This window comes from Cupriavidus phytorum, assembly GCF_003254285.1.
Taxonomy (GTDB): domain Bacteria; phylum Pseudomonadota; class Gammaproteobacteria; order Burkholderiales; family Burkholderiaceae; genus Cupriavidus; species Cupriavidus phytorum.
The window spans coordinates 725,753-748,776 of the sequence record NZ_QKZN01000001.1 but is presented as its reverse complement, the minus strand read 5'-3'; the positions used below and the strand labels follow the sequence as shown (position 1 = coordinate 748,776).

General features: G+C 69.7%; 24 protein-coding genes. 14 read left to right on the top strand and 10 right to left on the bottom strand.

All coding sequences use genetic code 11. From position 1 onward, the window contains the following. Window positions 1-2: 2 nt before the first annotated feature. On the bottom strand, window positions 3-995 hold the full coding sequence (locus tag C7416_RS03220) for a tripartite tricarboxylate transporter substrate binding protein (protein WP_181461149.1): 993 nt from the start codon (window positions 993-995) through the stop codon (window positions 3-5). Between the two features lie 340 nt (window positions 996-1,335). On the opposite strand from C7416_RS03220, the gene C7416_RS03215 reads away from it, so the two are divergent. Together C7416_RS03215 and C7416_RS03210 are read left to right on the top strand one after the other, a co-directional pair. Continuing rightward, window positions 1,336-2,271 carry a 2-hydroxy-3-oxopropionate reductase gene (locus C7416_RS03215; RefSeq protein ID WP_111517078.1) on the top strand — a complete coding sequence of 312 codons (936 nt, stop codon included), beginning with the start codon at window positions 1,336-1,338 and terminating at the stop codon, window positions 2,269-2,271. Window positions 2,272-2,289: 18 nt separating this feature from the next. Further along, window positions 2,290-3,159 (top strand): DMT family transporter, encoded by an 870-nt coding sequence (locus C7416_RS03210; RefSeq protein ID WP_111517077.1) that lies wholly within the window; start codon window positions 2,290-2,292, stop codon window positions 3,157-3,159. Here C7416_RS03210 and C7416_RS03205 read toward each other — a convergent pair. Next, a complete protein-coding gene (locus C7416_RS03205) occupies window positions 3,156-3,731 on the bottom strand; it encodes a flavin reductase family protein (protein WP_111517076.1) in 576 nt (191 codons plus the stop codon). The genes C7416_RS03210 and C7416_RS03205 overlap by 4 nt on opposite strands. Beyond that, complete coding sequence (locus tag C7416_RS03200) at window positions 3,728-4,906, bottom strand: acyl-CoA dehydrogenase family protein (RefSeq protein ID WP_111517075.1); 1,179 nt, start codon at window positions 4,904-4,906, stop codon at window positions 3,728-3,730. The genes C7416_RS03205 and C7416_RS03200 overlap by 4 nt, the downstream gene beginning before the upstream one ends. 147 nt (window positions 4,907-5,053) lie before the next feature. Here C7416_RS03200 and C7416_RS03195 point away from each other — a divergent pair, with 147 nt between their 5' ends. Next, window positions 5,054-6,040, top strand: a complete 987-nt coding sequence (locus C7416_RS03195; protein ID WP_111517074.1) for an AraC family transcriptional regulator — start codon at window positions 5,054-5,056, stop codon at window positions 6,038-6,040. A gap of 62 nt (window positions 6,041-6,102) precedes the next feature. Here the strand turns inward: C7416_RS03195 and C7416_RS03190 are convergent, their stop codons facing one another. Next, a complete protein-coding gene (locus C7416_RS03190) occupies window positions 6,103-6,246 on the bottom strand; it encodes an entericidin A/B family lipoprotein (protein WP_012355598.1) in 144 nt (47 codons plus the stop codon). Between the two features lie 314 nt (window positions 6,247-6,560). Here C7416_RS03190 and C7416_RS03185 point away from each other — a divergent pair, with 314 nt between their 5' ends. The 4 genes from C7416_RS03185 to C7416_RS03170 all read left to right on the top strand — a co-directional run bounded on the left by C7416_RS03185 (window position 6,561) and on the right by C7416_RS03170 (window position 10,186). Continuing rightward, on the top strand, window positions 6,561-6,833 hold the full coding sequence (locus C7416_RS03185) for a DUF2188 domain-containing protein (RefSeq protein ID WP_111517073.1): 273 nt from the start codon (window positions 6,561-6,563) through the stop codon (window positions 6,831-6,833). Between the two features lie 210 nt (window positions 6,834-7,043). After that, window positions 7,044-7,241 (top strand): hypothetical protein, encoded by a 198-nt coding sequence (locus C7416_RS03180; RefSeq protein ID WP_111517072.1) that lies wholly within the window; start codon window positions 7,044-7,046, stop codon window positions 7,239-7,241. A gap of 154 nt (window positions 7,242-7,395) precedes the next feature. Next, on the top strand, window positions 7,396-7,734 hold the full coding sequence (locus tag C7416_RS03175) for a hypothetical protein (RefSeq protein ID WP_373377236.1): 339 nt from the start codon (window positions 7,396-7,398) through the stop codon (window positions 7,732-7,734). A gap of 181 nt (window positions 7,735-7,915) precedes the next feature. Next, entirely contained in the window at window positions 7,916-10,186 is a 2,271-nt protein-coding gene (locus tag C7416_RS03170; protein ID WP_111517070.1) for a VTT domain-containing protein, read from the top strand. Between the two features lie 3 nt (window positions 10,187-10,189). Here the strand turns inward: C7416_RS03170 and C7416_RS03165 are convergent, their stop codons facing one another. The 3 genes from C7416_RS03165 to C7416_RS03155 all read right to left on the bottom strand — a co-directional run bounded on the left by C7416_RS03165 (window position 10,190) and on the right by C7416_RS03155 (window position 12,020). Then, window positions 10,190-10,672, bottom strand: a complete 483-nt coding sequence (locus C7416_RS03165; RefSeq protein WP_111517069.1) for a DUF1579 domain-containing protein — start codon at window positions 10,670-10,672, stop codon at window positions 10,190-10,192. A gap of 143 nt (window positions 10,673-10,815) precedes the next feature. Then, window positions 10,816-11,169, bottom strand: a complete 354-nt coding sequence (locus tag C7416_RS03160; RefSeq protein WP_111517486.1) for a DUF2880 domain-containing protein — start codon at window positions 11,167-11,169, stop codon at window positions 10,816-10,818. Between the two features lie 113 nt (window positions 11,170-11,282). Beyond that, entirely contained in the window at window positions 11,283-12,020 is a 738-nt protein-coding gene (locus C7416_RS03155) for a GntR family transcriptional regulator (RefSeq protein WP_111517068.1), read from the bottom strand. Window positions 12,021-12,170: 150 nt separating this feature from the next. Between C7416_RS03155 and C7416_RS03150 the strand changes: the two genes are divergently transcribed. The 5 genes from C7416_RS03150 to C7416_RS03130 all read left to right on the top strand — a co-directional run bounded on the left by C7416_RS03150 (window position 12,171) and on the right by C7416_RS03130 (window position 19,062). Next, window positions 12,171-14,357, top strand: coding sequence for an acetate--CoA ligase family protein (locus C7416_RS03150; protein ID WP_111517067.1), 2,187 nt, complete (start codon window positions 12,171-12,173; stop codon window positions 14,355-14,357). Continuing rightward, window positions 14,354-15,667, top strand: a complete 1,314-nt coding sequence (locus tag C7416_RS03145) for a DUF1254 domain-containing protein (RefSeq protein ID WP_111517066.1) — start codon at window positions 14,354-14,356, stop codon at window positions 15,665-15,667. Before C7416_RS03150 ends, C7416_RS03145 begins: the two co-directional genes overlap by 4 nt. 12 nt (window positions 15,668-15,679) lie before the next feature. Next, window positions 15,680-16,996 (top strand): DUF1254 domain-containing protein, encoded by a 1,317-nt coding sequence (locus C7416_RS03140; protein WP_111517065.1) that lies wholly within the window; start codon window positions 15,680-15,682, stop codon window positions 16,994-16,996. Next, the gene (locus C7416_RS03135) at window positions 16,993-17,973 is read left to right on the top strand and encodes a Bug family tripartite tricarboxylate transporter substrate binding protein (RefSeq protein WP_111517064.1); all 981 of its coding nucleotides are present in this window, start codon (window positions 16,993-16,995) and stop codon (window positions 17,971-17,973) included. Before C7416_RS03140 ends, C7416_RS03135 begins: the two co-directional genes overlap by 4 nt. Window positions 17,974-18,039: 66 nt before the next feature. Next, the gene (locus tag C7416_RS03130; RefSeq protein ID WP_111517063.1) at window positions 18,040-19,062 is read left to right on the top strand and encodes a Bug family tripartite tricarboxylate transporter substrate binding protein; all 1,023 of its coding nucleotides are present in this window, start codon (window positions 18,040-18,042) and stop codon (window positions 19,060-19,062) included. A 16-nt stretch (window positions 19,063-19,078) separates the two neighbouring features. Here C7416_RS03130 and C7416_RS03125 read toward each other — a convergent pair whose 3' ends face one another. From C7416_RS03125 to C7416_RS03115, 3 genes are all read right to left on the bottom strand, one after another. After that, a complete protein-coding gene (locus C7416_RS03125) occupies window positions 19,079-20,269 on the bottom strand; it encodes a M24 family metallopeptidase (RefSeq protein WP_111517062.1) in 1,191 nt (396 codons plus the stop codon). 11 nt (window positions 20,270-20,280) lie between these two features. Continuing rightward, window positions 20,281-21,249 carry a Bug family tripartite tricarboxylate transporter substrate binding protein gene (locus tag C7416_RS03120; protein WP_111517061.1) on the bottom strand — a complete coding sequence of 323 codons (969 nt, stop codon included), beginning with the start codon at window positions 21,247-21,249 and terminating at the stop codon, window positions 20,281-20,283. Between the two features lie 154 nt (window positions 21,250-21,403). Further along, window positions 21,404-22,009, bottom strand: coding sequence for a TetR/AcrR family transcriptional regulator (locus C7416_RS03115; protein WP_111517060.1), 606 nt, complete (start codon window positions 22,007-22,009; stop codon window positions 21,404-21,406). A gap of 136 nt (window positions 22,010-22,145) precedes the next feature. On the opposite strand from C7416_RS03115, the gene C7416_RS03110 reads away from it, so the two are divergent. Further along, window positions 22,146-22,637, top strand: coding sequence for a flavodoxin family protein (locus C7416_RS03110; RefSeq protein ID WP_111517059.1), 492 nt, complete (start codon window positions 22,146-22,148; stop codon window positions 22,635-22,637). 84 nt (window positions 22,638-22,721) lie between these two features. Continuing rightward, complete coding sequence (locus C7416_RS03105; protein WP_111517058.1) at window positions 22,722-22,994, top strand: hypothetical protein; 273 nt, start codon at window positions 22,722-22,724, stop codon at window positions 22,992-22,994. The last annotated feature ends 30 nt before the right edge of the window (window positions 22,995-23,024 follow it).

The window sequence follows — 23,024 nt, the reverse complement described above, 5'->3', positions numbered from 1 at the left end:
TACTAGTCGGCAACGATATTGCGGGACTTGATCAGCCGGCCCCAGCGCGCCGATTCCTGCCGGACCAGCTGGTTCGCCTGGGCGCCGTCGCCGGCCACGATGTCGAACCCACCATCGGTCAGCTGTTTCGCCACGGCAGGATCGCGCAGCGTTGCCGTCACCGCGGTGGCAAGTCTGGCCACGACCGCGGGCGGCGTCTTCGCCGGCGCGATCATGGCGACCCACGAGTACGCCTCGAAGCCCTTGTAAAGCTCCGCCACGGCCGGCACGCCGGGCAGGCGGGCGTCGCGTTGCGTCGACGTGATCGCCAGCGCGCGCAGCTTGCCGGCCTGCACATACGGCAGGCACAGCGCCAGGCTGGCGATCATCGAATCCACGTGGCCGCCGAGCAGGTCATTGATGGCCGGCCCGCCGCCCTTGTAGGGGGTATGGATGCCGCTGGTGCCGGCCGCCTCGTGAAAAGCCTCGGCCACCAGCTGGTTGGAGCTGCCGGACCCGACCGACGCGTACGACACCTTGCCCGGTGTTCGTGCCGCCGCCACGTACTCCTGCACGGTCTTGTAGGGTGAAGCGGCGGGCACGACCAGCACCATCGGCGCCCGTACCATGTAGGAGACGCCGGCGAGATCCTTGTGCGCGTCATACGGCAGCTTCGGATAGAAGTGGCGCTCGGTGGCAAAGCTGTCGAACACCATGCCGATGGTGTACCCGTCCGGCTGGCTGCGCGCGATCTGGGCCGTGCCAATGGTGCCGCTGGCGCCGGGGCGGTTGTCGATGATCACCGACTGGTCCAGGCGCTTGCGCAGGCCCTCCTGCGTCTGGCGCGCGACCTTGTCGACCACGCCGCCGGCGGGAAACGGCACGATCAGCGTGACCGGCTTGGCCGGCCAGCTCTCGGCCGCGCTCGCCGCGGCGGGCAGGGCCAGCGCCAGGGCAGCCAGCGCCGCGGCCAGCCACCGGACACCCGGCACTGGCGGCGCCGCCAGCGGGACCATGAAACGTTGCTTGCGTACAGTTGCCGTCTCCATTTGCTTCACCTCGGTTTGCATTGCCTTGTTTGTGGCGGGCACATTGCACCTATTGCTTTCTGAGCAAAGATGAGAGGCCGCTTTTTTTGCCGATCCAATAATATGGGCCGGTGCGGCGGGCGATAAGACCCGCGCACCGCCTAATGCCTTTGCGGCCGGAGCAAAGATATTGGCGCCGGGCCCGACTTGGCCGCGCACTCGCCGCGAGCGCGGCGTGGTCGCGTCCAGGCGGAGATGCCCGGGATGCGGTCTATCATCTGGATAAGCGCCGGCGCCGGCACGGCGCGCCACCCTACCGGACACTGACATGAGCAAGATCGGCTTTATCGGACTTGGCGTGATGGGCAAGCCCATGGTGCGGCACCTGGTCGACGGCGGGCATAGCGTGTTCGCCCATAGCCGCAGCGGCGTGCCGCAAGACCTGCAGGATGCCGGCGTGAAGGCCTGTGCCAGCGCCGAGGACGTGGCCAGGCAGTCGGAGACCATCATCCTGATGCTGCCCGACACCCCCGACGTGGAAAAGGTGCTGTTCGGCGAGCGCGGCGTCGCCGATGGACTGGTCGATACCGCGGGCGGCGTCACGGTGATCGACATGAGCTCGATCTCGCCGATCGCCACGCGCGAGTTCGCGCGCTGCATCGAGGCGATTGGCGCGGACTATATCGACGCGCCGGTGTCGGGCGGAGAAGTCGGCGCCAGGGCCGGCACCTTGTCGATCATGGCCGGCGGCAAGCAGGAGGTGTTCGACCGCGTGCTGCCCATCCTGCAGCTGATGGGCAAGAACATCACGCGCGTGGGCGCGGCCGGCGACGGCCAAGTGGCGAAGGTGGCCAACCAGGTGATCGTGGCGCTGACCATCGAGGCGGTCGGCGAGGCGCTGGTGCTGGCGGCCCGCGCCGGCGCCGACCCGGCGCGCGTGCGCGAGGCGCTGATGGGCGGCTTCGCCAGTTCGCGCATCCTCGAAGTGCATGGCGAACGGATGATCCGCCGGACCTTCGAGCCGGGCTTTCGCATTGCGCTGCACCAGAAGGACCTGGAGCTGGCGCTGTCGACCGCGCGCGAGCTGGGCGTGGGCCTGCCCAATACGGCGTCGTGCCAGCAGCTGTTCAATGTCTGCAACGGGCTGGGCGGCGCGGGCTGGGACCATTCCGGGCTGGTCCGGGCGATCGAGCATTTGTCTTCATTCGCCCTCGGCGACGCCGACGAGACCGGCGAGAGCGGCAACGCAAGGCCCGCCGGCTAAGCACAGCGCCCGGCCCGCATGCCGCATGCAAACACCGCGCTGCTGACCGCGCTGGCGATGCTGGCGTTCGCCGGCAATTCGCTGCTATGCCGGCTGGCGCTGAAAGGCACCACCATCGACGCCGGCACCTTCACGCTGGCGCGCGTTGCAGCCGCGGCGGCGGTGTTGTGGCTGATCGTGATGGCGCGGCGGCAGGCCGGACGCCACGGCACGGGCGCCATGACGCTGGGCGGCAACTGGGTCTCGGCGCTGGCGCTGTTCTGCTATGCCGCGGCGTTTTCGTTCGCCTATGAGCGCCTGAGCGCGGGTACCGGCGCGCTGCTGCTGTTCGCCGCGGTGCAGGCGACCATGACGGGCTACGGGCTCTACACCGGCGAGCCGCTGCGCGCGCAGCAGTGGGTCGGCCTGGCGCTGGCGCTGACCGGCCTGGTGTGGCTGATGCTGCCGAGCCTGGCGACGCCGCCGCTGGCCTCATCGCTGCTGATGATTGCGGCGGGCGTCGCCTGGGGCGTTTATTCGCTGCGTGGCAAGCGGGCCGCGGATCCGGTCGAGACCACCGCGGGCAACTTCGTGCGCGCCGTGCCCATGGCACTGGCCCTCGGTGCCGCGATCCAGGCGCAGCGCTCGCTGGATGGCCAGGGGCTCGCCTATGCGGTGGTGTCCGGCGCCGTCACCTCGGGGCTTGGCTATGTGATCTGGTACGCCGCGGTGCCGCGTCTGCGCGCCGCGACCGCGGCCACCGTGCAGCTGAGCGTGCCGGTCATCGCCGCGGCGGGTGGCACCGCGTGGCTCGGCGAGGACCTGACCTTGCGGCTGGCGCTGAGCGCGGCGGCCGTGCTGGGCGGCATCGCACTGGTGATCCTGGGCAAGCGGGCCGAGCGCGCCTAACCGGCGCCGGTTTCGCGCGCGTCGGCAAAGCCGCCGCCATGGAACACCAGCGGCGTGCCCGGCGCGGCGCCGTAGGCCACCACTTCCACGACGAACAGCACATGGTCCCCCACCGTGCGCACGGAGCGATGCCGGCAGATAAAGTACGCCAGCGTGCCGTCGATCAGCACCGTGCCGCACGGGCCGGGGCGATGGGCAATTCCGGCGAAGCGATCGCCGGCGCGCGACGCAAAGCGCCGGCACACTTCGAGCTGGGCGCTGCCCAGCACGTTGATCGCGTGGCAGGGCGCGGCGCGCAACGCCGGCAGACTGCCGGAGCTTCGCGCCAGGCACCACAGCAGCAACGGCGGCGCGAGCGACACGGAAGCAAACGCATTGATGGTCACGCCGACCGGGCGGCCATCGGCGCCGGCGGCCGTGACCACGGTCACCCCGGTGGCAAACTGCCCCAGCGCATCGCGCAAGGCACGGCGTGCCGCGCCATCGTGGCCGATGGCGCAGGCATTCTCGCCCTGGCCGCTGTCATTGCAGGCCTCGGTGTCGTAGGAGAGCTGGGCCAGGGCGGACATCATTGCGCTGCCGTGCGCACCTCGCCGGTCGGCGCATCGATATCCAGCCCCAGCGCCATGCGTCCGGCGTACTCCTGCTGGGCCCCGGCCTGCAGCGGATGGAAGCGCGCACCCTGTGCATCGCGGAAGCGCCGCTCCAGTCCGGCATCGCGATAGAAGCCCGCGCCGCCGGCCAGGTCCATCGCCGCTTCCACCGTGGCCAGCACCGCGCGCGCCGCCAGCGTGCGGGCGCTCATGATGCGGTTGGTGGTGATCGCGCCGGGTGCCTGGCCGGCCGCGGCAGCGAACATCGCATCGAGCGCCAGCCGTGCGGCATCGGCTTCATTGCACAGGCGTCCCGCGGCCTCGACCGCATGCGCGTTCAGGCGCCGCTGGCGGGCCAGCTGCAGCGCGATATCCCGCGCGGCCTCGGCGATGCCGACGTAGACGGCGTAGATCAGCGGCAACGCGATCATCGCCACCGTATGCATCATCGGATGCCATACGCCTTGCGGCCGGCGCGCGGCAACGGCGGTGTCGGGCACCAGCACGCCTTCCAGCATGACATCGTGCGAGCCGGTGCCGCGCATGCCGAGCGTGTGCCAGTTCGACAGCACGCGCACGCCCGGCGTCTTCATCGGCAGTGCGAAATGCAGCACGGTGGGGCCGGCCTCGGGATCGTCATAGACCGCGCAGGTCATGAACAGGTCCGCCACCGGCGCGCCGCTGGCGAAGATCTTGCGCCCGTCGACGCGATAGCCGCCGTCGACGCGCGTAGCCTTGCCGCTGCCTTGCAGCCAGTCGGAGCCGCCGCTGCCGAGCAGCACCACCTGCTCGGCGCCGACGCGCTTGAGCAGGCCCTCCACCGGCGCTTGCTGATTGCGCCAGCGCCAAGCGGCCGTGGCCACCGGGTGTGTATGCATGGCAAAGGCCAGCGCGGTCGAGCCGCAGTACTTGCCCAGTTCGCGCAGCACCGCGCCAAGCTCCTGGTGCGACAGCCCGGCGCCGCCCAGCTCCTGCGGCACCGCCGCGGCAAAGAAGCGGTGCGCGCGCAGGTCGTCATAGTTGGCGCTGACGAATTGTTCGCTCGCGTCGATCTCGGGCGCGCGGCCATCGAAGGTGCGGCCCAGCGTGGCGGCAAGGCCGATCCAGTCGGCCTGCGCGCCGGCGCTGGCATCCGCTGCGGAAAGGGTTTCCATGGTGTTGTCTCCGTCCAGTCAGGTGGTGTGTCCCGCGCCGTTGTACGGCCACGGGCACGGTGCTAGTATCGGAGCCCGGTCCCCTCGCCCGTATGATCGGGCGTCCGGCTTTCTTGCGCGAAACCCCGGATCTGGAGGAATGTGGCCATGGATGCCTTGTCCGACCTCTTGCGCGCCGTGCAACTGAGCGGTGCCGTGTTCCTGAACGGCGAATTCAAATCACCGTGGTGCCTGATCAGTGAAGCCGATGCTGAATTGCGCGCCGCGTTCCTGCCGCGCGCCGACCGCGTGGTGTCTTATCACCTGATCACCGAAGGGGTCTGCTGGGCGCGCCTGGTCGACGACACCGGCCCCGGGGTACGCGTGGAAGCCGGCGAGCTGCTGGTGGTGCCGCAGGGCGAGCCGCATGTGCTCGGCAGCGACCTCCATCTGCAGCCCTTGCCTTCCGCGCCGCTGGTGTATGACCTGCTGCGCAACAGTCCCGGCGAAGTCATGCGGGTCTCCTATGGTGGCGGCGGCGAACACACGCGCATGGTCTGCGGCTTTCTCGGCTTCGACGACACCATGGGCAATCCGCTGCTGACATCGTTGCCGCGGCTGTTCAAGGTGGGGCTGGGCAGCGGGCTGGAATCCGCGTGGCTGGCCTCGGCGCTCGCCTTCGCCACCTCGGAGGCGGCGGAACCGCGCGCCGGCAGCGCCACCGTGCTGGCCAAGCTGTCGGAACTGCTGTTCGTGCAGGCGGTTCGACGCTGCATCGACACCCTGCCGGCCAATGAAAGCGGCTGGCTCGCCGCGCTGCGCGACCGCTACGTGGCGCGTGCGCTGTCGCGCATGCATGCGCGGCCGGCCTATCCGTGGACCGTCGACGAACTGGCCGGAAACGTAGGCCTGTCGCGCTCGGCTTTGGCGCAGCGCTTCACCGATCTGCTCGGGCAGCCGCCGATGCAGTACCTCGCGCACTGGCGCCTGCGCACCGCCGCGGCCGAGCTGCGCAGCGGCAACCGCTCGATCAGCGAGGTTGCCGGCGCGGTCGGCTATGACTCCGAGGCCGCCTTCAGCCGGGCCTTCAAGCGAGAATTCGGACTACCGCCGGCCAGCTGGCGCCGCAACTGCACCGAAGCGGCGCACGCATGAATGAAAACGGCCCGCGCCTGGGGCACGGGCCGTCGACCGGCCACCATGTGGCCGTCAGTGTCTTACATTTTCTGCTTGGTGCTTTCCGCCGCGCCCTGCACCTTCTCGCCGCCGCGCTCGATATCCTTGCCGGCGCCCGCCATGGTGTTGCAACCCGTGACCAGCAGCATGCCAGCGAGGGCAAACAGTGCGTATAGCTTTCTCATGATGATCTCCTTGCTTCGTGTGGATGCGGCATGCGCCGCCAGGATGGAAGAGCTCGGAATGGCTTGACCGGGCAGCCTGTTGCCCAACCGGCAATTGGATCGTAGCAATCCGTGGCGGTACGAAAAGTCGGCATTCGTCCTACCGCGATGTCAGCAGAACGCGCGACATGCCACGCGGCATGCCGCACTACGGCGGTGCCGCGCCAGGGGGTGCCGGCTGGTCCCGAAAATGCTTGTAGGACTCCGACCGATAGCCCGCGGCCGCGGGATCCCTTAAAAACCCAATGTCACTGCCAGCCATCACGGAGAACACCATGACGTCACGCAGCATCCACGTGCTTCCCGCCACGACCGGCGACTCCGAATACGCCAGCGAGGGGGAATGGGCGCTTACCATCGAGGGCCTGGAAAGCGGCCCCGACGACGCGGCATTGCACTTCCCGACGCAGGAAGCCGCCATCGCTGCCGGCTGGATGCGTGCCCGCGAGGATGGCGTGTCGCTGTGCATCCATGGCCGCGACGGCCTGGTGCGTGAGCGCAAGATCTACTGCCGCGACGCCCGCGGCAATTCCCGCCTCGGCCGCTAGCGCCATCCCGGCTGGCCCGCCCGACGCGGTCCCGGCTGCCTCGCCATCATTGCCTTGCGTGCCCGCTGCCACAGCGGGCCGCAACAGTTCATTGCGCCAGATGCATTGAGTCGCATCAAAGTGTCGCGCAACTTCTGCTGAAAACCTCGGGTCCACCGCCAATACTGGAGTCAGGCCACAGGCCGACGACCAGGACCACCGAGACCCGCCATGCGTTTTCTTCTCCGATACCGTCCGCTGGACATCTATCCCGACCCGCTCGACGCCAGGGTGGCGGAACTGCACGATCTTGCCGAAGACATCCAGGACCGCCACGCCCGCAAGTGGCGCCGGCATGGCTCCATGCTGACCCGGCATGACGGCGCGCCGCCCGGCTTTCCCACCGGCGACCCGAAAACGCGGCACTGATGCGCCATGCAAGGACATTGCCTTGCCTGGCAGGAATGTGAACAAGTGTCATATCGGGTTGGCAAGACCATGACCCCTGCTGAAGAATGGTTATCCGCAGGCAAGGAACCCGATCGGCGGGTTCGCTGCCGCACCATTTTTCTGACGCAGCGACATGAATCGAACCACCCGGGAATGCGTGATGGCGTTGATTTCCAGCCTGCGTGCCAATGGGCCCATGCCCCGGCACCGGCTCGCCACCGCCAGCCGCCTGAGCGCCGCCGAACTGACCCGCGCGCTAAAATCCGCCCGCCAGATGGGCGTCGTGGCCTACGAGGGCGAGCCGGACCTGCCGCCCGAAGCCGAAACTCCGCTGGTGCTGACCGGCCGCCCGTTGCCGCCGCCACGGCGCGTCACTCCCGCGCCGCGCGACAACACGCCGCACTTCGAGCCGCTGCTGGATGTCTGGGGCATCGCCCGGCCCGCCACGCTGCGGCGCGGACACGCGTCCTGACACGCGTCCTGACACGCTCCAGGCCCTCCGGCACGCCGGCTCGCGCGTGCCGTTCTTACAAAGGCAGGTAAGGCGCACACGCAAAAGCCGCGCCCGGCGCGGCACCAACGGGGGCTTGCGCAGGGTACGGAACTTGCGCGACGCTCCAGGCTATGGCTTTCGCTTCCCCTGAGCGTGCGCAATGAGGCAATACAATCCGCCCGGCACCACGGCGTCCCCAGCGCCCCCGGCGTCGCCACCACCGCATGATCCCGCCTCGCCGCCCGGCTTCCAGCTAGAACCCGGGCGGAACTGCTGGCGCGTCGAACCGTGCCGGCGCTTCGCCATGCTGGTCGACGCCGACGCCTATTTCCGCGCGCTGCGCGAAGCTTTGCCGCTGGCCGAGCACACCATCTTCATCCTGGGCTGGGACATCGACAGCCGCATGGAACTGGTCCCCGCCGGCGCGCAGGATGGCCTGCCGCCCGGGCTGCGCGACTTTCTGTGCGCGCTGGCCGACCGCCGCCCCAACCTGCGCATCTACATCCTGAGCTGGGACTACGCCATGGTGATGGCGATGGAGCGCGAATGGCTGCCGTCGGCCAGCGCGCACTGGCAGGCGCACCGGCATCTGTCGTTCCTGCTGGACGGCAATCATCCTCCCGGCGCATCGCACCACCAGAAGGTGGTGGTGCTCGACAACAAGGTCGCCTTCGTCGGCGGGCTGGACCTGACACTGCGCCGCTGGGACGACAACCAGCATGCGCCCGGCGCACCGCTGCGCATGGCCGAGGGGCGGCCCTACGCGCCCTTCCATGACGTGCAGTGCGCGGTCGACGGCAGCGCGGCCGCCGCGCTCGGCAAGCTCTGCGCGGAACGCTGGCTGCGCGCCAGCGGCAGCCAGCCGCGGCCGGTGGCGGCAACCTCGTCGGACCCATGGCCGCCGAGCCTGGCGCCCGAGCTGACCGACGTGCGCGTCGGCATTGCCCGCACCATGCCCATGTGCGAGGACGAACCCGGCGTCAGCGAGGTGCGCATGCTGCTGCGCGATGCCATCGCCTCGGCCCGGCACAGCATCTACATGGAGAACCAGTACTTCAGCTCCGGCGAGATCGCCAAGGCGCTGGCCGCGCGGCTGGGGCACGAGGACGGCCCGGATATCGTGCTGGTGTCGCGCCGCAACGAGAGCGGCTGGCTCGAGGCGCACAGCATGGGCGTGCTGCGCGCGCGCCTGTACCGGCGGCTGCGCGCGGCCGACAAGTTCGATCGCTTCCGCCTGTACTGCCCGACGATCCCCAACCTGCACCCCGAATGCGTCAACGTCCACAGCAAGGTCACGGTGATCGACGACGACTTCCTCACCATCGGTTCCGCCAACCTCAGCAACCGTTCGCTGGGACTGGACACCGAGTGCAACATCGTGGTGGTCTCCGGCGGCGAGCCGCGCATCCAGGCCGCCATCGCCGCGATGCGCGCGCGGCTGCTGGGCGAACACCTGGAGGTCTCGCCCGAGGCGTTCCAGGCCGAGGTGGCCGCCACGCGCAGCGTGCTCGGCGCGATCCGCAACCTGCAGCGCAGCGACGGCCGCTCGCTGGAAGACTATGTGCCGCCGCTGCCAGACGATGTCGATGCCGCGTCACCGGCCGCCAACCTGCTGGACCCGATCGAGCCGATCGACAGCGACCAGGTGCTGGCCGAGTTTGTCAGCCACGAGGCGCGCCCGCGCGTGCTCGGGCGCGTCGGGGCGATGGTGGCGCTGGCGCTGCTGATGGCGGGGCTGGCCTTTGCGTGGCGCTATACGCCGCTGCGCGAGTGGGCGGATTTCCGCGCGCTGCTGGGCGCGATCGAGCGCGTCGACCAGATGCCGCTGGCGCCGCTGGCGATGATGGGGGTCTATCTGGCCGGCGCGGTGACGATGCTGCCCGTGACGCTGCTGATCCTGGTCACGGTGGTGGTGTTCGGCCCACTCTATGGCGCCGTGCTGGCCCTGGGCGGCACGGTGCTGAGCACCGGCGCGGGCTACCTGGCCGGGCGGCTGCTGGGGCGCCGCGCGGTGCGCCGCTTTGGCGGCAGGCGGCTGAACCGCGTCAGCCACCAGTTGGGCAAGCACGGCATCGTCGCCATGGTGGTGCTGCGGCTGGTGCCGATCGCACCGTTCTCGCTGGTCAACCTGGTGGTGGGCGCCTCGCGCATCAGCCTGCGCGATTGCCTGATCGGCACCGCGCTGGGGATGCTGCCGGGTATCGTGGTCAGTGCCTTGCTGGTGGACCGGGTCGCCGCCGCGGCGCGCGACCCGGGGCTGCTCACCTTTGCGCTGCTGGCGCTGGTGCTGCTGGTGCCCGCCTCGCTGCTGCTGTTGCTGCGCCGCCGCCGGCGCAATGCGGCGCGGCAGCGCGGCGGCCGCCACGACGATCCGCCCGGCCCCGGCTCGCGCCTGTCGCGGCTGGCGCGGATGGCCGGGGAGCGCTCCTGACGCTCACGGCTGGCGGCGGTAGGTGGCCTTCACGATCTGCGTCCACTCGCCGTTTTCACCCTGCATGTATGAAGTCAGTTCGCGGTGGTTGTCGTCGCGGAACGTGATCACGTCGCGGTACTGCACCATGCGGCCGTTGCCGGAGCAGTCCGGCCCTTCGGCGCGAAGCGTCAGCTGCTGGCCGCCCGCGTCGAGGTCGCCCTCGTAGACCCACAGGTGGGTCATCATCGAGCCGATAAAGGTGCCGACAAAGTGCTTGCGCGCGGGGTCGTAGCCCAGCGTCATGACCGTCGAGGCCGGGCCGCAGCCGGGCATGTCGCCCTGGGCCACGCACTGCACCCAGACGTCGCCGATCGCGCTGACCCGCTCCGGAATCTGCCAGGTCTGCACGGGCTGGTCCGGTCCCATCACGGCCTCGCCCTCCGCCATCCAGTTGCCAATCAGACGTTGCAGCCAGCGGTGTTCCTTTTGTGCTTCGATTTGCATGTTCAGTCTCCAGTGGGTGGGTAACGGCCGGGATGTGACTATTGCCGCGAGCATTTGTGGATGCTGTACACATAGACTAGCAAACGAAATGGACAGCGTCCACATTAAATTGCAACAACGGGCGCAGGTGAGGCAGTCTGGGATTAATGCGGCAGCCGCATCTTCGGCACGGCGTAGCGGTTGCCCTGCTCGCGCCGTACGTCACACTGGACCTTGGCTTCGCGCACGGCACCGTCCTGGGCCAGGTATTCGACATCGGCTACCACGCTGTAGTTGTCCTTGTCGATCTGGCGCGCGGTGGCGGCCACCCACTTGAAGCTGGCCGGGTTGGGCAGCGCCGCCTTGACCGCATGCCTGCAGGCGACCTCGGGCGCGCCCTCCTTGCCAGGCGGCCGCGATGCATCCTGCTGGGCCGCGGCCAGCGCGGCCGGCACGCCCGCGGACAACGCTACCGCGAGCGCAGTGGACAGCAAACGTGGGGAAAGCGGCGAGAACATCCTGGACTCCTGCGACTGGGCGGCGCCGGACCGCACCACCCTGGCGCCGGCACCGATGCAGTTCAGGCCGCGGCGCGCGGGCAAAAGTTCCCTTGCCGCCACAAGCAGCGGCCCTAACGCCGCACGCAGGCCTTGTAGGTGAACTTGTCGCCGCGGAACATGAATTCCGAAAACGCCAGCGGCCGGTCGTCGATGTCGTGCGGCGTGAAGCGGATGCGCAACAGCGGCTCGCCCGGCTCGACCTTGAGCCGGCGCGCGTTTTCCGCGGTCGCGGGGATCGCCGCGCTTTCCGTGTGCAGGTACTTGAGGCGATAGCCAAGCCGTGCCTCCACGATCATCAGCGCGTCGTTGTTTTCCAGGTCGTGCTCGAGGATGGCGCGCATCAGCGCTTCGGGCGCCATGGTGACGCCGACCGCCACCGGCGTGCCGGCCACGGACTTGAGCGTGGTCACGCTCAGCAGCTTGCTGCCGAGCGGCACGCGCAGCGCATCGGCGGCGATGGCCGGCGCGGTGATCAGCCGCGTCGACAGCAGCTTGCCGTGCGCTTCGTGGCCACGGGCCCGCATGTAGTCATAGAAGCCGGTCAGCGGTCCCAGGTCGGCCTGCCCCGCGGGACGGCTGACGAAGCTGCCCTTGCCGTGGACCGTCTCGATCAGTCCCTCCGCCAGCAGCGATGCCAGCGACTGGCGCACCGTGATGCGGCTGACGCCGAACTCCGCCATCAGCTCGGCTTCCGACGGCAGCTTGATGCCCGGCGTCCATTCGTTGTTGACGATGCGCTGGCGCAGCGCGCCTTCGATCTGCTTGAAGCGGGGCAATGAACTGGTTGTCACGAGATTCGAGGGATTCATGGGAACGGCCCATGCGGGCATCTACTTATCATAACAACGTTGACTCATCATAACATGTTATGACAACATCGGCCGGCATCACCCATGACAAGACCAGCCGCGCCAGCCTGCAAGGGCCCCACGTGACGGCGCACGCATACGGAGACACCGATGCCAGACCTTGGCGCATTGCTGCAACCGCGCACCATCGCCGTGATCGGCGCTTCCACCCAGCCCGACAAGGTAGGCGGCATGCCGGTGCGGCTGCTGAGCGAGCTGGGCTACGCCGGCCGCATCGTCCCGGTCCACGCGACCGCCAGCGAAGTGCAGGGGCTGGCCGCGGTGCCGACGCTGGATGCACTGGGCGTGCCGGCCGACCTCGCCATCGTCGCGCTGCCGGTCAGCGCCAGCCTCGACACGATGCGCCAGCTGGCGCGCAACGGCACGCGCGCCGCGGTGTTCTTCACCTCGGGCTTTGCCGAGACCGGCGGCAATGGCATCGCGCTGCAGGCCGAACTGGCGGCGCTGGCGCAGGCCCATGGCATCACGCTGCTGGGACCGAACTGCCTGGGCGCGATGAACCTGCGCGAGCGCGTGTTCGCCACCTTCTCGCCGATCCCGCTCGGCGGGCTGCCACCGGTCGGCGAGGTCGGACTGGTCAGCCAGAGCGGCGCCTTCGGGGCCTATGCCTTCGCGCTGGCGCGCGAGGCCCAGCTGGGCCTGAGCCACTGGGTCACCACCGGCAACGAAGCCGGCCTGCATGTGGCGGACGTTATCGAATGGCTGGCCCGCGACGACGCCACGCGCGTGATCCTGGCCTACCTGGAAGGCTGCCGCGACGGCACCCGCCTGCGCCGCGCGCTGGGAGCCGCGCGGGCGGCGGGCAAGCCGGTGGTGGTGACCAAGGTGGGCACCACCGAAGCCGGCGCGCGCTCCGCGCAATCGCACACCGCCAGCCTGGCGGGCGAAGACGCGGTCTACCAGGCGGTATTCGATGAATACGGCGTGTTCCGCGCCGATACGCTGGAGGAGTTCTTCCGCCTCGGCTACGTGCTGTCGCGCGGGCGCCGGCCGACGCGGTGGCAACCTTCGGCGAAGGAGCCGGCCAACGCCGTGACCCCGGTCGCGCTGGTCACCGTCTCCGGCGGCGTCGGCATCATGATGGCGGACCAGGCCGAGGCGCTGGACCTGCCGCTGCCGCCGATGCCCGAAGCCCCTGCCGCGGCGCTGCGCAGCGCGATTCCGTTCGCCAGCACCGCCAACCCCATCGACGTCACCGGCCAGGTGGTGGCGCAGCCCGAGGTATTGCTGGACGCCATTGCCGCCGCGGCACAAAGCCCGGACTACGGCAGCGTGGTGGCCTTCCTGGCCGGCGGCGTAGGCTCGCCGCGGATCTGGCCCGGCCTGCAACACACCGTCGAGGCTTTGTACCGCAGCGGCACCGCGGCGCCGCTGCTGTTCAGCGGCCTCGCCGATGACGACAAGCGCCGCTGGCTGGAAGCGCGCGGCGCGCTGGTGTTCCGCGAACCCGCGCACGCAGTGCAGGCCGTGGCCGTGCTGGCCCGTGCCGCGGCGCAAGCCGGGGCGGCACAGGCGCCCATCCCCGCAGCCGCCGCCGCAGGCAGCCTGCCCGTTCCCGCTGTCCCGCCCGGCGCCACCGCCTTGTCCGAGTTCGAAGCGATGCAGTGGCTGGCCGCGTGCGGCATCCCCACCGCGCCGCACGGCCTGGCGCGCGACGCCGACGAGGCCGTGCGCATCGCCGACACCATCGGCTATCCGGTCGCGATCAAGCTGTGCTCGCCCGACATCCTGCACAAGAGCGATGTCGGCGGCGTGGTGCTGAACGTGGCCGACGCGCAGGCGGCCCGTGCCGCCTTTGCCCAAGTGCAGGCCGCCGCGGCCAGCCACGGCACGCCGGCGCGCTTTGATGGCGCGCTGGTCGCCGGCATGGTGCGCGGCTGGGGCGAACTGATGGTGGGCGTGCGGCGCGACCCGGTGTTCGGGCTGGTGGCGCTGGCCGGCATCGGCGGCACCGCGGTGGAGATCTTCCGCCAGACCGCGTTCGGCCTGGCGCCGCTGAGCCATGCCCGTGCGCGCACCATGCTGCGCGCGAGCCGTGCCGAGGCCCTGTTGTCGGGCCACCGCGGCCATCCCGCGATCGACGCCGGGGCCGTGGCCGAGGTGCTGGTGCGCGTCTCGCAGGCCGCGGCGGCGCTGGGGCCGCGGCTGGACACACTCGAAATCAACCCGCTGATCGTCACCGCGCGCGGCGTAGTCGCCGCCGATGCCGTCGTGACCCTGCATGCGACGGACCCCGAGAACCACACCAACAGACCCAACGAGGAGACCACCCGATGAACCAACCCGCTGCGCCCTTCCTTGCCGGCGCCCCAATCGACACCCCGCAGGAAGCCCTGACCGCCGCGGCGGCACTGCCGCTGGTGCTGGCCACGTATCCGCTGTTCGAAAGCCTGCGCACCTGCCGGCTGCAGACTTCAGTGGCGCAGGCCACCGGTTACGGGCGCGCGCCGGTCAACACGCTGTCGGCCAGCACGCAGCCGTGGACGCACCGCGACCGCGACATCGTCACGCCGGCCAATGACCTGCTCTACTTCTGCGCCTGGGTCAACCTGGCCGATGGGCCCGTCACGCTGCACGTGCCGGCACTTCCGGATGCGCGCCGATACTACGTGGTGGAACTGCTCGACGCCTGGACCAACAACTTCGAGAACCTGGGCCCGCGCAACGTGCCCGCCGCGGGCGCCGACATCGTGCTGGCCGGCCCCGGCCAGCATGCCGACGGCGCGCACGTGGTGCATTGCCCCACGTCGCTGGTCTGGCTGCTGGGCCGCGTGCTGGTGACCGGCACCGACGACCTGCCCGCCGCCAGCGCCTTCGAGCAGGGCTTCCGCCTGTCAGGCGGCAGCACGCGGCAACCCGCCTGCGTGGGCGACTGGCACGACGGCGGCGAGCCGGCGCTCGACTTCTTCGCCAACGTCTTCAACGCGCTGCGTGAGTACCCGGCCGAGCCTTCCATGGCTGGCCTGCTGTCGCTGCTGCGCAAGTGCGGCATCCGTGCGGGCGAGCCGGTCGACGTGGGGGCGCTGCGGCCGGCGGTGCAGCAGGGCCTGGTCCGCGCCTGGCGCGAAGGCATGGCGCTGATCGAAGCCAATACCCGCAGCCATGCGCGCAAGAGCTGGACCTACAGCCTGCTGCTGGGCCGCTATGGCGACGACTGGATGCAGCGCGCCGTGACCGCGATGAAGGGCCTGGGCGCACTGCGCGCCGACGAAGCCGTCTACGCCGCCGCCGACTACGATGCCGACGGCGAACTGCTGCATGGCCGCCATACCTATGCGCTGCACTTCCCGGCCGGACACCTGCCGCCGGCGCAGGCGTTCTGGTCGGTCTCGCTCTACGGCGCCGACCGCTTCTTCACCGACAACGCGATCGGCCGCTACGCGCTCGGCGACCGCAGCCCCGGGCTGCAATACGACGCCGACGGCGGCCTCACGCTGACCATCTCGCACCAGCGCCCCGCTCAGGCACACGACAACTGGCTGCCGGCGCCGGACGCCCCGTTCTACCTGATCCTGCGCCTGTACCACCCCACCGACGGCTTCATCGCCGGCGACTACGTGATCCCGCCGCTGCGACGCATCGCCTGAAGGAGCCCGCTCATGACAACCCATGACATCTCCCTCGATGCGCTTGCCTGCGACGCGGTGCGCTACACGCTGCCGCTGTACGAAATGGCGCGCATGCGCGCCGCCACCTGCCCGCGGCGCGACAGCGCCGGCACCTTTGCCGGCGACGGCCCCGAGTCCACGCTGCGCTGGATCAACACCGTCACGCACGTGCGCGCGCTGCTCGGCCCGCAGCACCGGCAGGTGGTCACGCCGAACAACGACACGCTCTACACCAACGCCTGGCTCGACCTGTCGCGCGGCCCGCTGCTGCTGGACGTGCCAGACTGCCACGGCCGCTATTACGTGCTGGGGTTGCTCGACGCCTATACCAACCCGTTCGGCTACATTGGCACCCGCACCACCGGCACGCAAGGCGGCACCTGGCTGCTGCACGGGCCGGCCTGGCGCGGCGTGGTGCCGGCCGGCGCCACGCCGCTGCCCTGCCCCACCGATGCGGTCTGGATCATCGGCCGCATCCTGGCCGACGGCGACGCCGACCTGGCGGGCGCGCATGCCTTGCAGGACGGCATCCGCCTGCGCCGGCCCGACGGCACCGCCGCCGCGAGCGTGATCGACGCCGGCATGCACGCCGGCGAGCGGCCGGGCGACCCGGACCGCTACGCCGCCATCGTCCGGCGCATGCTGGCCGAGAACCCACCGCCCGCGGCCGAAGCGGAGCTGGTGCGCAGCTTCGCCGCCGCCGGCATCGGCAGCGCGACGCCGCTGACGCCGGCGCAACGCACTGCGCTGGCAGCCGCGCTGGCGCATGTCGATGCGGAACTGGCCGCGCCCAAAGCTTCCGCGCTGGGCGGCGGCTGGTCCCTGCCGGTGGAAATCCGCACTTCGTTCGGCGCGCAATACGCGCTGCGCGCCGAGGTGGCGCGCAACTACATCGGCGCGCTGGGCATCGAGGAAGCCATGTACCTGATGGCCGATTGCGATGCCGACGGCCTGCCGCTGGACGGTACGCACCAGTACGAGCTGGTGTTCCCCGCGCAAGGCTTGCCGCAGGTGGGCGCGTTCTGGTCGCTGACCATGTACCGGAAATCCGACTGCATGCTCGCGGAGAACCCGCTGCAGCGCTATTCGCTGGGCGACCGCTCGCCCGGCTTGCGCACGGCGCCCGATGGCAGCCTGCGCATCGTGCTGGGGGCACGCGCACCGGCGGACGACGCCGATACCGGCAACTGGCTGCCCGCGCCGCCCGAACCGTTCTACATGGCGTTGCGCCTGTACGTCCCCGGCATCGCGCACCTGGAACGCACCTTCCGCTACCCCGCCATCCGCCGCATCAAGGAAGCTTCATGAAGCCAACCATAGGATTCGCCCGGGCCGTGCTGACGGCCAGCGTGGCGCTGCTGTGCCTGGGGGGCCAGGCGCAGGCCCAAACCTATCCGTCGCGGCCGGTCAAGCTGGTGTCGCCCTACGGTGCCGGCGGCTCCAACGACATCTCGGCGCGCATCCTTGCCGAGGCGCTGGGGGGCAAGCTCGGCCAGCAGGTGGTGGTCGAGAACAAGCCCGGCGCCGGCACGCGCCTGGCCACGGAGCAGGTGGCGCATGCCGCGCCGGACGGCTATACGCTGCTGTGGGCGGCCGCGCCCTTCGCCATCAACACAGCCGCCGGCATCGCGCAGCGCTATGACGTACACAAGGACTTCGTCGCGGTGGGGCCGCGCGTGCTGGGGCCGATCTTCCTGATCGTCAATGCCAGCTCGCCGGCGCGCACCGTGGCCGACTTCGTGCGCATGGCCAGGAACAAGCCCGACGGCGTGACGGTGGCCTCGCCGGGTGCCGGCTCGGGCCCGCACCTGACTGCCGAGCTGTTCGGGCAGGTGGGCAAGTTCAAGCTGCTGAGCGTCCACTACCGCGGCGACGCCACCGCCTACACCGAACTGCTGGCCGGCCGCGCCGACGCCACGCTGACCGCCATCACCTCGGCGCTGCCCTTTATCAAGGCCGGCAAGCTGCGCGTGCTGGCGGTGGCATCCGAGCAGCGCACGCCGGTCTATCCCGATGCGCCGACCTTCGCCGAACAGGGCTATCCGGGCATGGTCGGCTACGGCTGGTTCGGGCTGGTCGCGCCGGCCGGCACGCCGCCCGCCGTCACCGAGCGGCTCAACCGCGAGGCGTCGGCCGTGCTGGCCGATCCGCAAACCCGCAACAAGCTGCTTGGGCTGGGCCTGGAGCCGCATCCCGAGCGCGGCAGCGCGTTCTCGGCCTTCATCGACCAGGAGATCGGCAAATGGGGCAAGCTGATCCAGGCGCGCGGCATCAAGCTCGATTAGCGTACGGGCGCGCGGCGCCCGCGCAAGGCAAACCGTGACATCGCATCAACAGGAGACCACACCATCATGAAGACCGTTGCCCGTTTTTCGCCGCGGGTGCAAGGCAAGCTGCTGCGGGCCGCGCTGCCCTGGCTCGGCGTCGCGGCGCTCGCCGCAGCACCCGTCGCCGCGCCGGCACAGGGCGCCTATCCGGCCAAGCCCATCCACCTGATCGTCGCCTATCCGCCGGGCGGCCTCACCGACACGCTGGCGCGTGCCGTCGGCGATGGCCTGTCGCGCCAGCTCGGCAAGACCGTGGTGGTCGAGAACAAGGGCGGCGCCGGCGGCATCATCGGCACCGACTATGTCGCCAAGGCGGCGCCGGACGGCTACACCCTGCTGATGACCATTCCCGGCCCGATCACGTCCAACCTGGCGCTGTACAAGAAGCTGCCCTACGATCCCCGCACCGACCTGCGCCCGGTCTCCGACATTGCCACCGCGCGCACGGTGCTGGCGGTCAACAGCAGCGTGCCGGCCAGGACCGTCGCCGAGCTGCTGGCCTATGCCAAGGCCTCGCCCGGCAAGCTGCGCATGGGTTCCTGGGGCGCGGGCACGCAGCCGCATACCATCCAGACTTATTTCGCCAGGCAGTACCAGGTCGACATGCTGCACGTGCCCTACCGCGGCGAAGGGCCGATGGTGACCGACCTGCTGGCTGGCCAGGTCAACGTGACGGTGGGCTCGGTGACCGCGCTCAAGCAGCATTTCGCCACCGGCAAGCTGCGTCCGCTGGCGGTCACCGGCACGCGCCGCGCGCAGGCGCTGCCGGACGTGCCAACCTTCACCGAAGCCGGCTACGCCGACGAGCCGTTCCGCCTGACCGGCCCCATCACGCTGATGGCGCCCGCCAAGACGCCGCAGGACATCATCGACCGCCTTGGCCGCGAGACCACCAGCCTGATCGCGAGCGCCGACATGCAGCGGCGCATCGTCGACATGGGCGCGGAGCCGCTCGGCACCACCCCGGCGCAGGCCGAGGCGGCCTACAAGGCCTACCTGCCGGTGGTGCTGAAGCTGACGGCGGATACGGGGGTGACGCTGGACTGAGGGGCGGTGAACATGGCTACGCCACGGTAGCGTACTCCAGCGTCTTCGGCGTCCTGACGATGACTTCGGGCTGCTCGCCGACCACCACGGTGTCGTCGAGACGGAAGCCGCCGAGGCCGTAGACATAGAGGCCCGGCTCCGCCGAATACACCTCGCCCGCCAGCAACGGGCGGGTGTTGAAGGCCATGTCTTCCGGGTATTCGTGCAGCATCAGCCCGACCGCATGGCCGGTGCGGTGGAATACGTAGTCACCGCAGCCGGCCTGCTCGATCACGGCCTGCGCGGCGGCATCCATGTCGCACACCCGCCTGCCGACCACCGCCGCGGCGACCGCAGCGTCGGTGGCCCTGGCGGCGACCTGGTAGAGCCGCGCCTGCTCGTGGCCGGGCCGGCCGCAAAACCAGGTGCGCTCGTTCTCGACATAGAGCCCGTTCAGGCGTGGCAACACCAGGTTGACGATGGTATCGCCAGCGCTGATACGTGCTCCGCACGCGGCGCCGTCTCCATGCGGCGATGCGGAAGCGGACCCGCTAAGCGTCCAGCATTTGAGGATGTCGAAATCCTCGCCCGGGAAGCGCCGCGCCGCCTCTTCGGACATCAGCGCCGCCATGGCATGGTCGAGTTCCTGGACCAGCCGGCCGGGACGGATGTTCTCGCGGTAGCGGTCCTGCACCCAGTCCGTCAGCGCTCCCAGTTCGCGCATGACCTGCAGTTCTTCCGCATGCTTGACCCAGCGCAGGCTGCGCATCTCGGCCATGGCAGGCCGCAATGTCAGCTCGGGCAGATAGCGCTGCGCCCCAGCCAGGATCGGGTGCTGGACATCGACCGCAATGCGGGACATGCCCAGCCCTTTCGCCCCCAGCAAGGCGGCCACCACCTCCGGCAGTTGCGACGGCAGCGGTAGCCGGTTGGACACGCGCGGATGCTCGGCGTAATAGCTCACATCCGCGAGCCACACCGTGCCCCGCTCCGTGGCGAAGCGCATGTGGTTGGTCGACAGTTCGTTCATGACCGCGAAGGTGTCGCCGTTGCGCGGCACTACCACGAATACCGGTCGCTCCCACGGCCACACGTCGAGCTGGAAGTTGGTGGCGTACTGGAAGAAGTCGGGGGTGCCGAAGACCAGTGCGTCGACGCGCAGCCGGTCCATCAGCCTGTGCATGGCAGCGCGGCGATAGTCGTGTACGGCTTTGGTGAGATGTGCCATGGCAACGGTCCTCAGAGCGAAATGCCCAGCTTGCGGATGATGGGGCCCCAGGTGTCGGCGTCGCGCTTCATGTAGCGCCCGACCTCGGACGGCGGACCCTTAATCGGGTCCAGGAACTGGAAGCCGAGCTTCTCCTTGAACTGTGGATCGTCCAGGATCTGGTTGATGTCGGCATTGACCTTGCTGATCACGGCCGCGGGCGTGCCCGAGCGCGCCACGATGGCGTACCAGCCCGGTACCTGCACGTCATAGCCGAGTTCCCGGAAGGTCGGCACCGACGGCAACGCTTGCAGCCGCTGGTCGCCGGTGACTGCCAGCGGAATCAGCTTCTTGCCGGCAATGAAGGGTTGCACGCCGGCGACCACGTTCATCATCACCGGCGTCTGCCCGTTCATCAGGCTGGTCGAGCCGCCGGTGCCATTGAACGGCACATGCTGCAGCTGGATCCCGGTGCGCTGCGCAACCAGCTCCATCGCCAGGTGGGTGGAGTTGCCGATGCCGCCCGACGCAAAGCTGATTTCGCCCGGCCGGGCCCTGGTCATCTGCACGAAGTCCTTGAACGAGTCGACCTTGAGCGATGGCGCCGCGACAAAGACGAACGGCGAGTTGGCGAGCATTGCCACCCCGGTCAGGTCGCGGCCGGGATCGTACGGCAGCTTCGGATACAGGAACGGGTTGAAGCTCAGGTTCGACACGCCGGCGAAGAACAGCGTGTGGCCGTCGGCGGGCTGGCCGAGCACATAGGTGATCGCCAGCGTGCCGTTGGCACCGGGCCGGTTCTCGACCACCACCGGCTGCTGCCAGGCGCGGCTGAGTTTCTCCGCCAGTGCGCGCGCCAGCACGTCGTTGCCGGTACCGCCGGCTTGCGGCACGACCAGCCGCACCGGTTTCGAAGGAAAGGCCTGCGCGTGCCCGATGCCGGGCAGCGCTATCGCCACCGCCGTTGCGGCCAGCCTGGCCAGTAGTTGTCGCCGATCCATATTGCACCTGTTGGTTTGCCACGATACGCCGCGCCTCCGCAGCGCGTGGAGCGCAATGTACCATGTGGTACATGCAAGGGCAAAATCGGGGTTTACGCCGATGTGTGCGGAATGTCGGCGTTAATGTCGGCGTTAATTTCGGCGATGAACGCCGCTACTTTCCGGCCTGTGGAGGCGCCGCCATCATGGCGGCGAAATACTTCAGTGCGGCCGTCGTGCCCTTGCGGTCGCCAGTGGTGACCAGGTCCAGCAACAGCCCGCGCACCGTGGCCAGCTCGACCCGTGCGCGCAGCTTGGCCTCGGCGGCGCCAAGGCCCTGGTCGCGCTGCAGGCGTGCCGCCAGCGTGGTGGTCCAGCTGCCGACGACATCTTCGAGAAAGCCGCTGAAACGCTCACGGTCGCGGATCGCGCGGCCGTAGATCTCGAACATCAGCTGCATGATCGGCAGGTAGCCCGGCGCGGAATAACGCTCCCACGCGGCCAGCATCGCGGCCTGCGGCTCCATGCCGGCGAGTTCCATGCGTTCGCGCGCCGATTGCTCGGCATGGCGGATGCGATGCAACAGCGCCTGCCAGAAGCCATCGCCGGAGCCGAAGTAGTAGATCAGCATGCGGTGGCTCGTGCCCAGCGCCTCGGCGACGCTGCGCAGCGAAAGATCGCCCAGGCCGTGGGCAAGGACATGTTCGGTGGCGGCATCCAGCAGCTGGATGGCCTGCTCGCTGGCGGAGCGGTCGATGGCGGGAGGGCTGGATTTCGGCATGGAGTCATGGCAGGGACGCCAGCCCGGGATTCTACGATACCGGCCAGCGCCCTGAGTGACCGGTGCGCGACCCGGCGCAACTGCCGTGATACAGTCGACAGCGTGCGTCAGACGCACGCACCAGTCTCCCCCAAGCATGAAAACGCTGCTGATCGTCTACCACACCATGACCGGCGGCACGCGCCAGATGGCCGCGGCCGCCGCTGATGCAGCACGCCGGCAGCCCGGCGTCGCGGTCGTGCTCAAGACCGCCGCCGAGGCCGGCCCCGACGATGTGCTGGCCGCCGACGGCTATCTGTTCGCCACCCCGGAGAACCTGGCCGCGATCGCGGGCATGATGAAGGACTTCTTCGACCGCTGCTATTACCCCGCACTGGACCGCATCAACGGCCGACCCTACGCCGCCATGATCTGCGCCGGCAGCGATGGCCAGAACGCGCTGCGCCAGCTCGAGCGCATCGCCACCGGCTGGCGCCTGAACCGCGTCGCGCCCGGGCTGATCGTCTGCACGCATGCGCAGACGCCGGAGCGCATCCTCGCCCCCAAGCAGATCGAAGCCGCCGACCTGGCGCGGTGCGCCGAGCTCGGCGAGGGCCTGGCCGCTGGGCTGGGGCTGGGGGTGTTCTGAGGCCCTCGCGGCCATTGGGCAACCGGGGCGCGGACCGGGAACGGGACTTGCACATCCCACGCATTCCCTTTGCGGCCCCTTGCCATGGACGACCCCGAAATTACCGCTTCAGAAGCCCGGCGCGATCCGCTTGCCGGCCAGGCGCGCGGCGTGATGCGCGTGGTCGATGCGCTGACGCAGACCGCGCTGGTGGTCGCCACCGCCACCCTGGCCTGGGCGCTGTGGCGCCGTTCCGATGCCTATGCGTGGTTCGGCGGGCTCGGCCCCGGCACCGCCGTGACGCTGGCGGTGCTGGTCACGCTGGTGGCGCTGCTGGGCGTCTGGATGGGCGTGCGCACCTGGCGGCGCGTAGGGTGAGGCGTCGCTAATCCTTACAACGCCACAGTA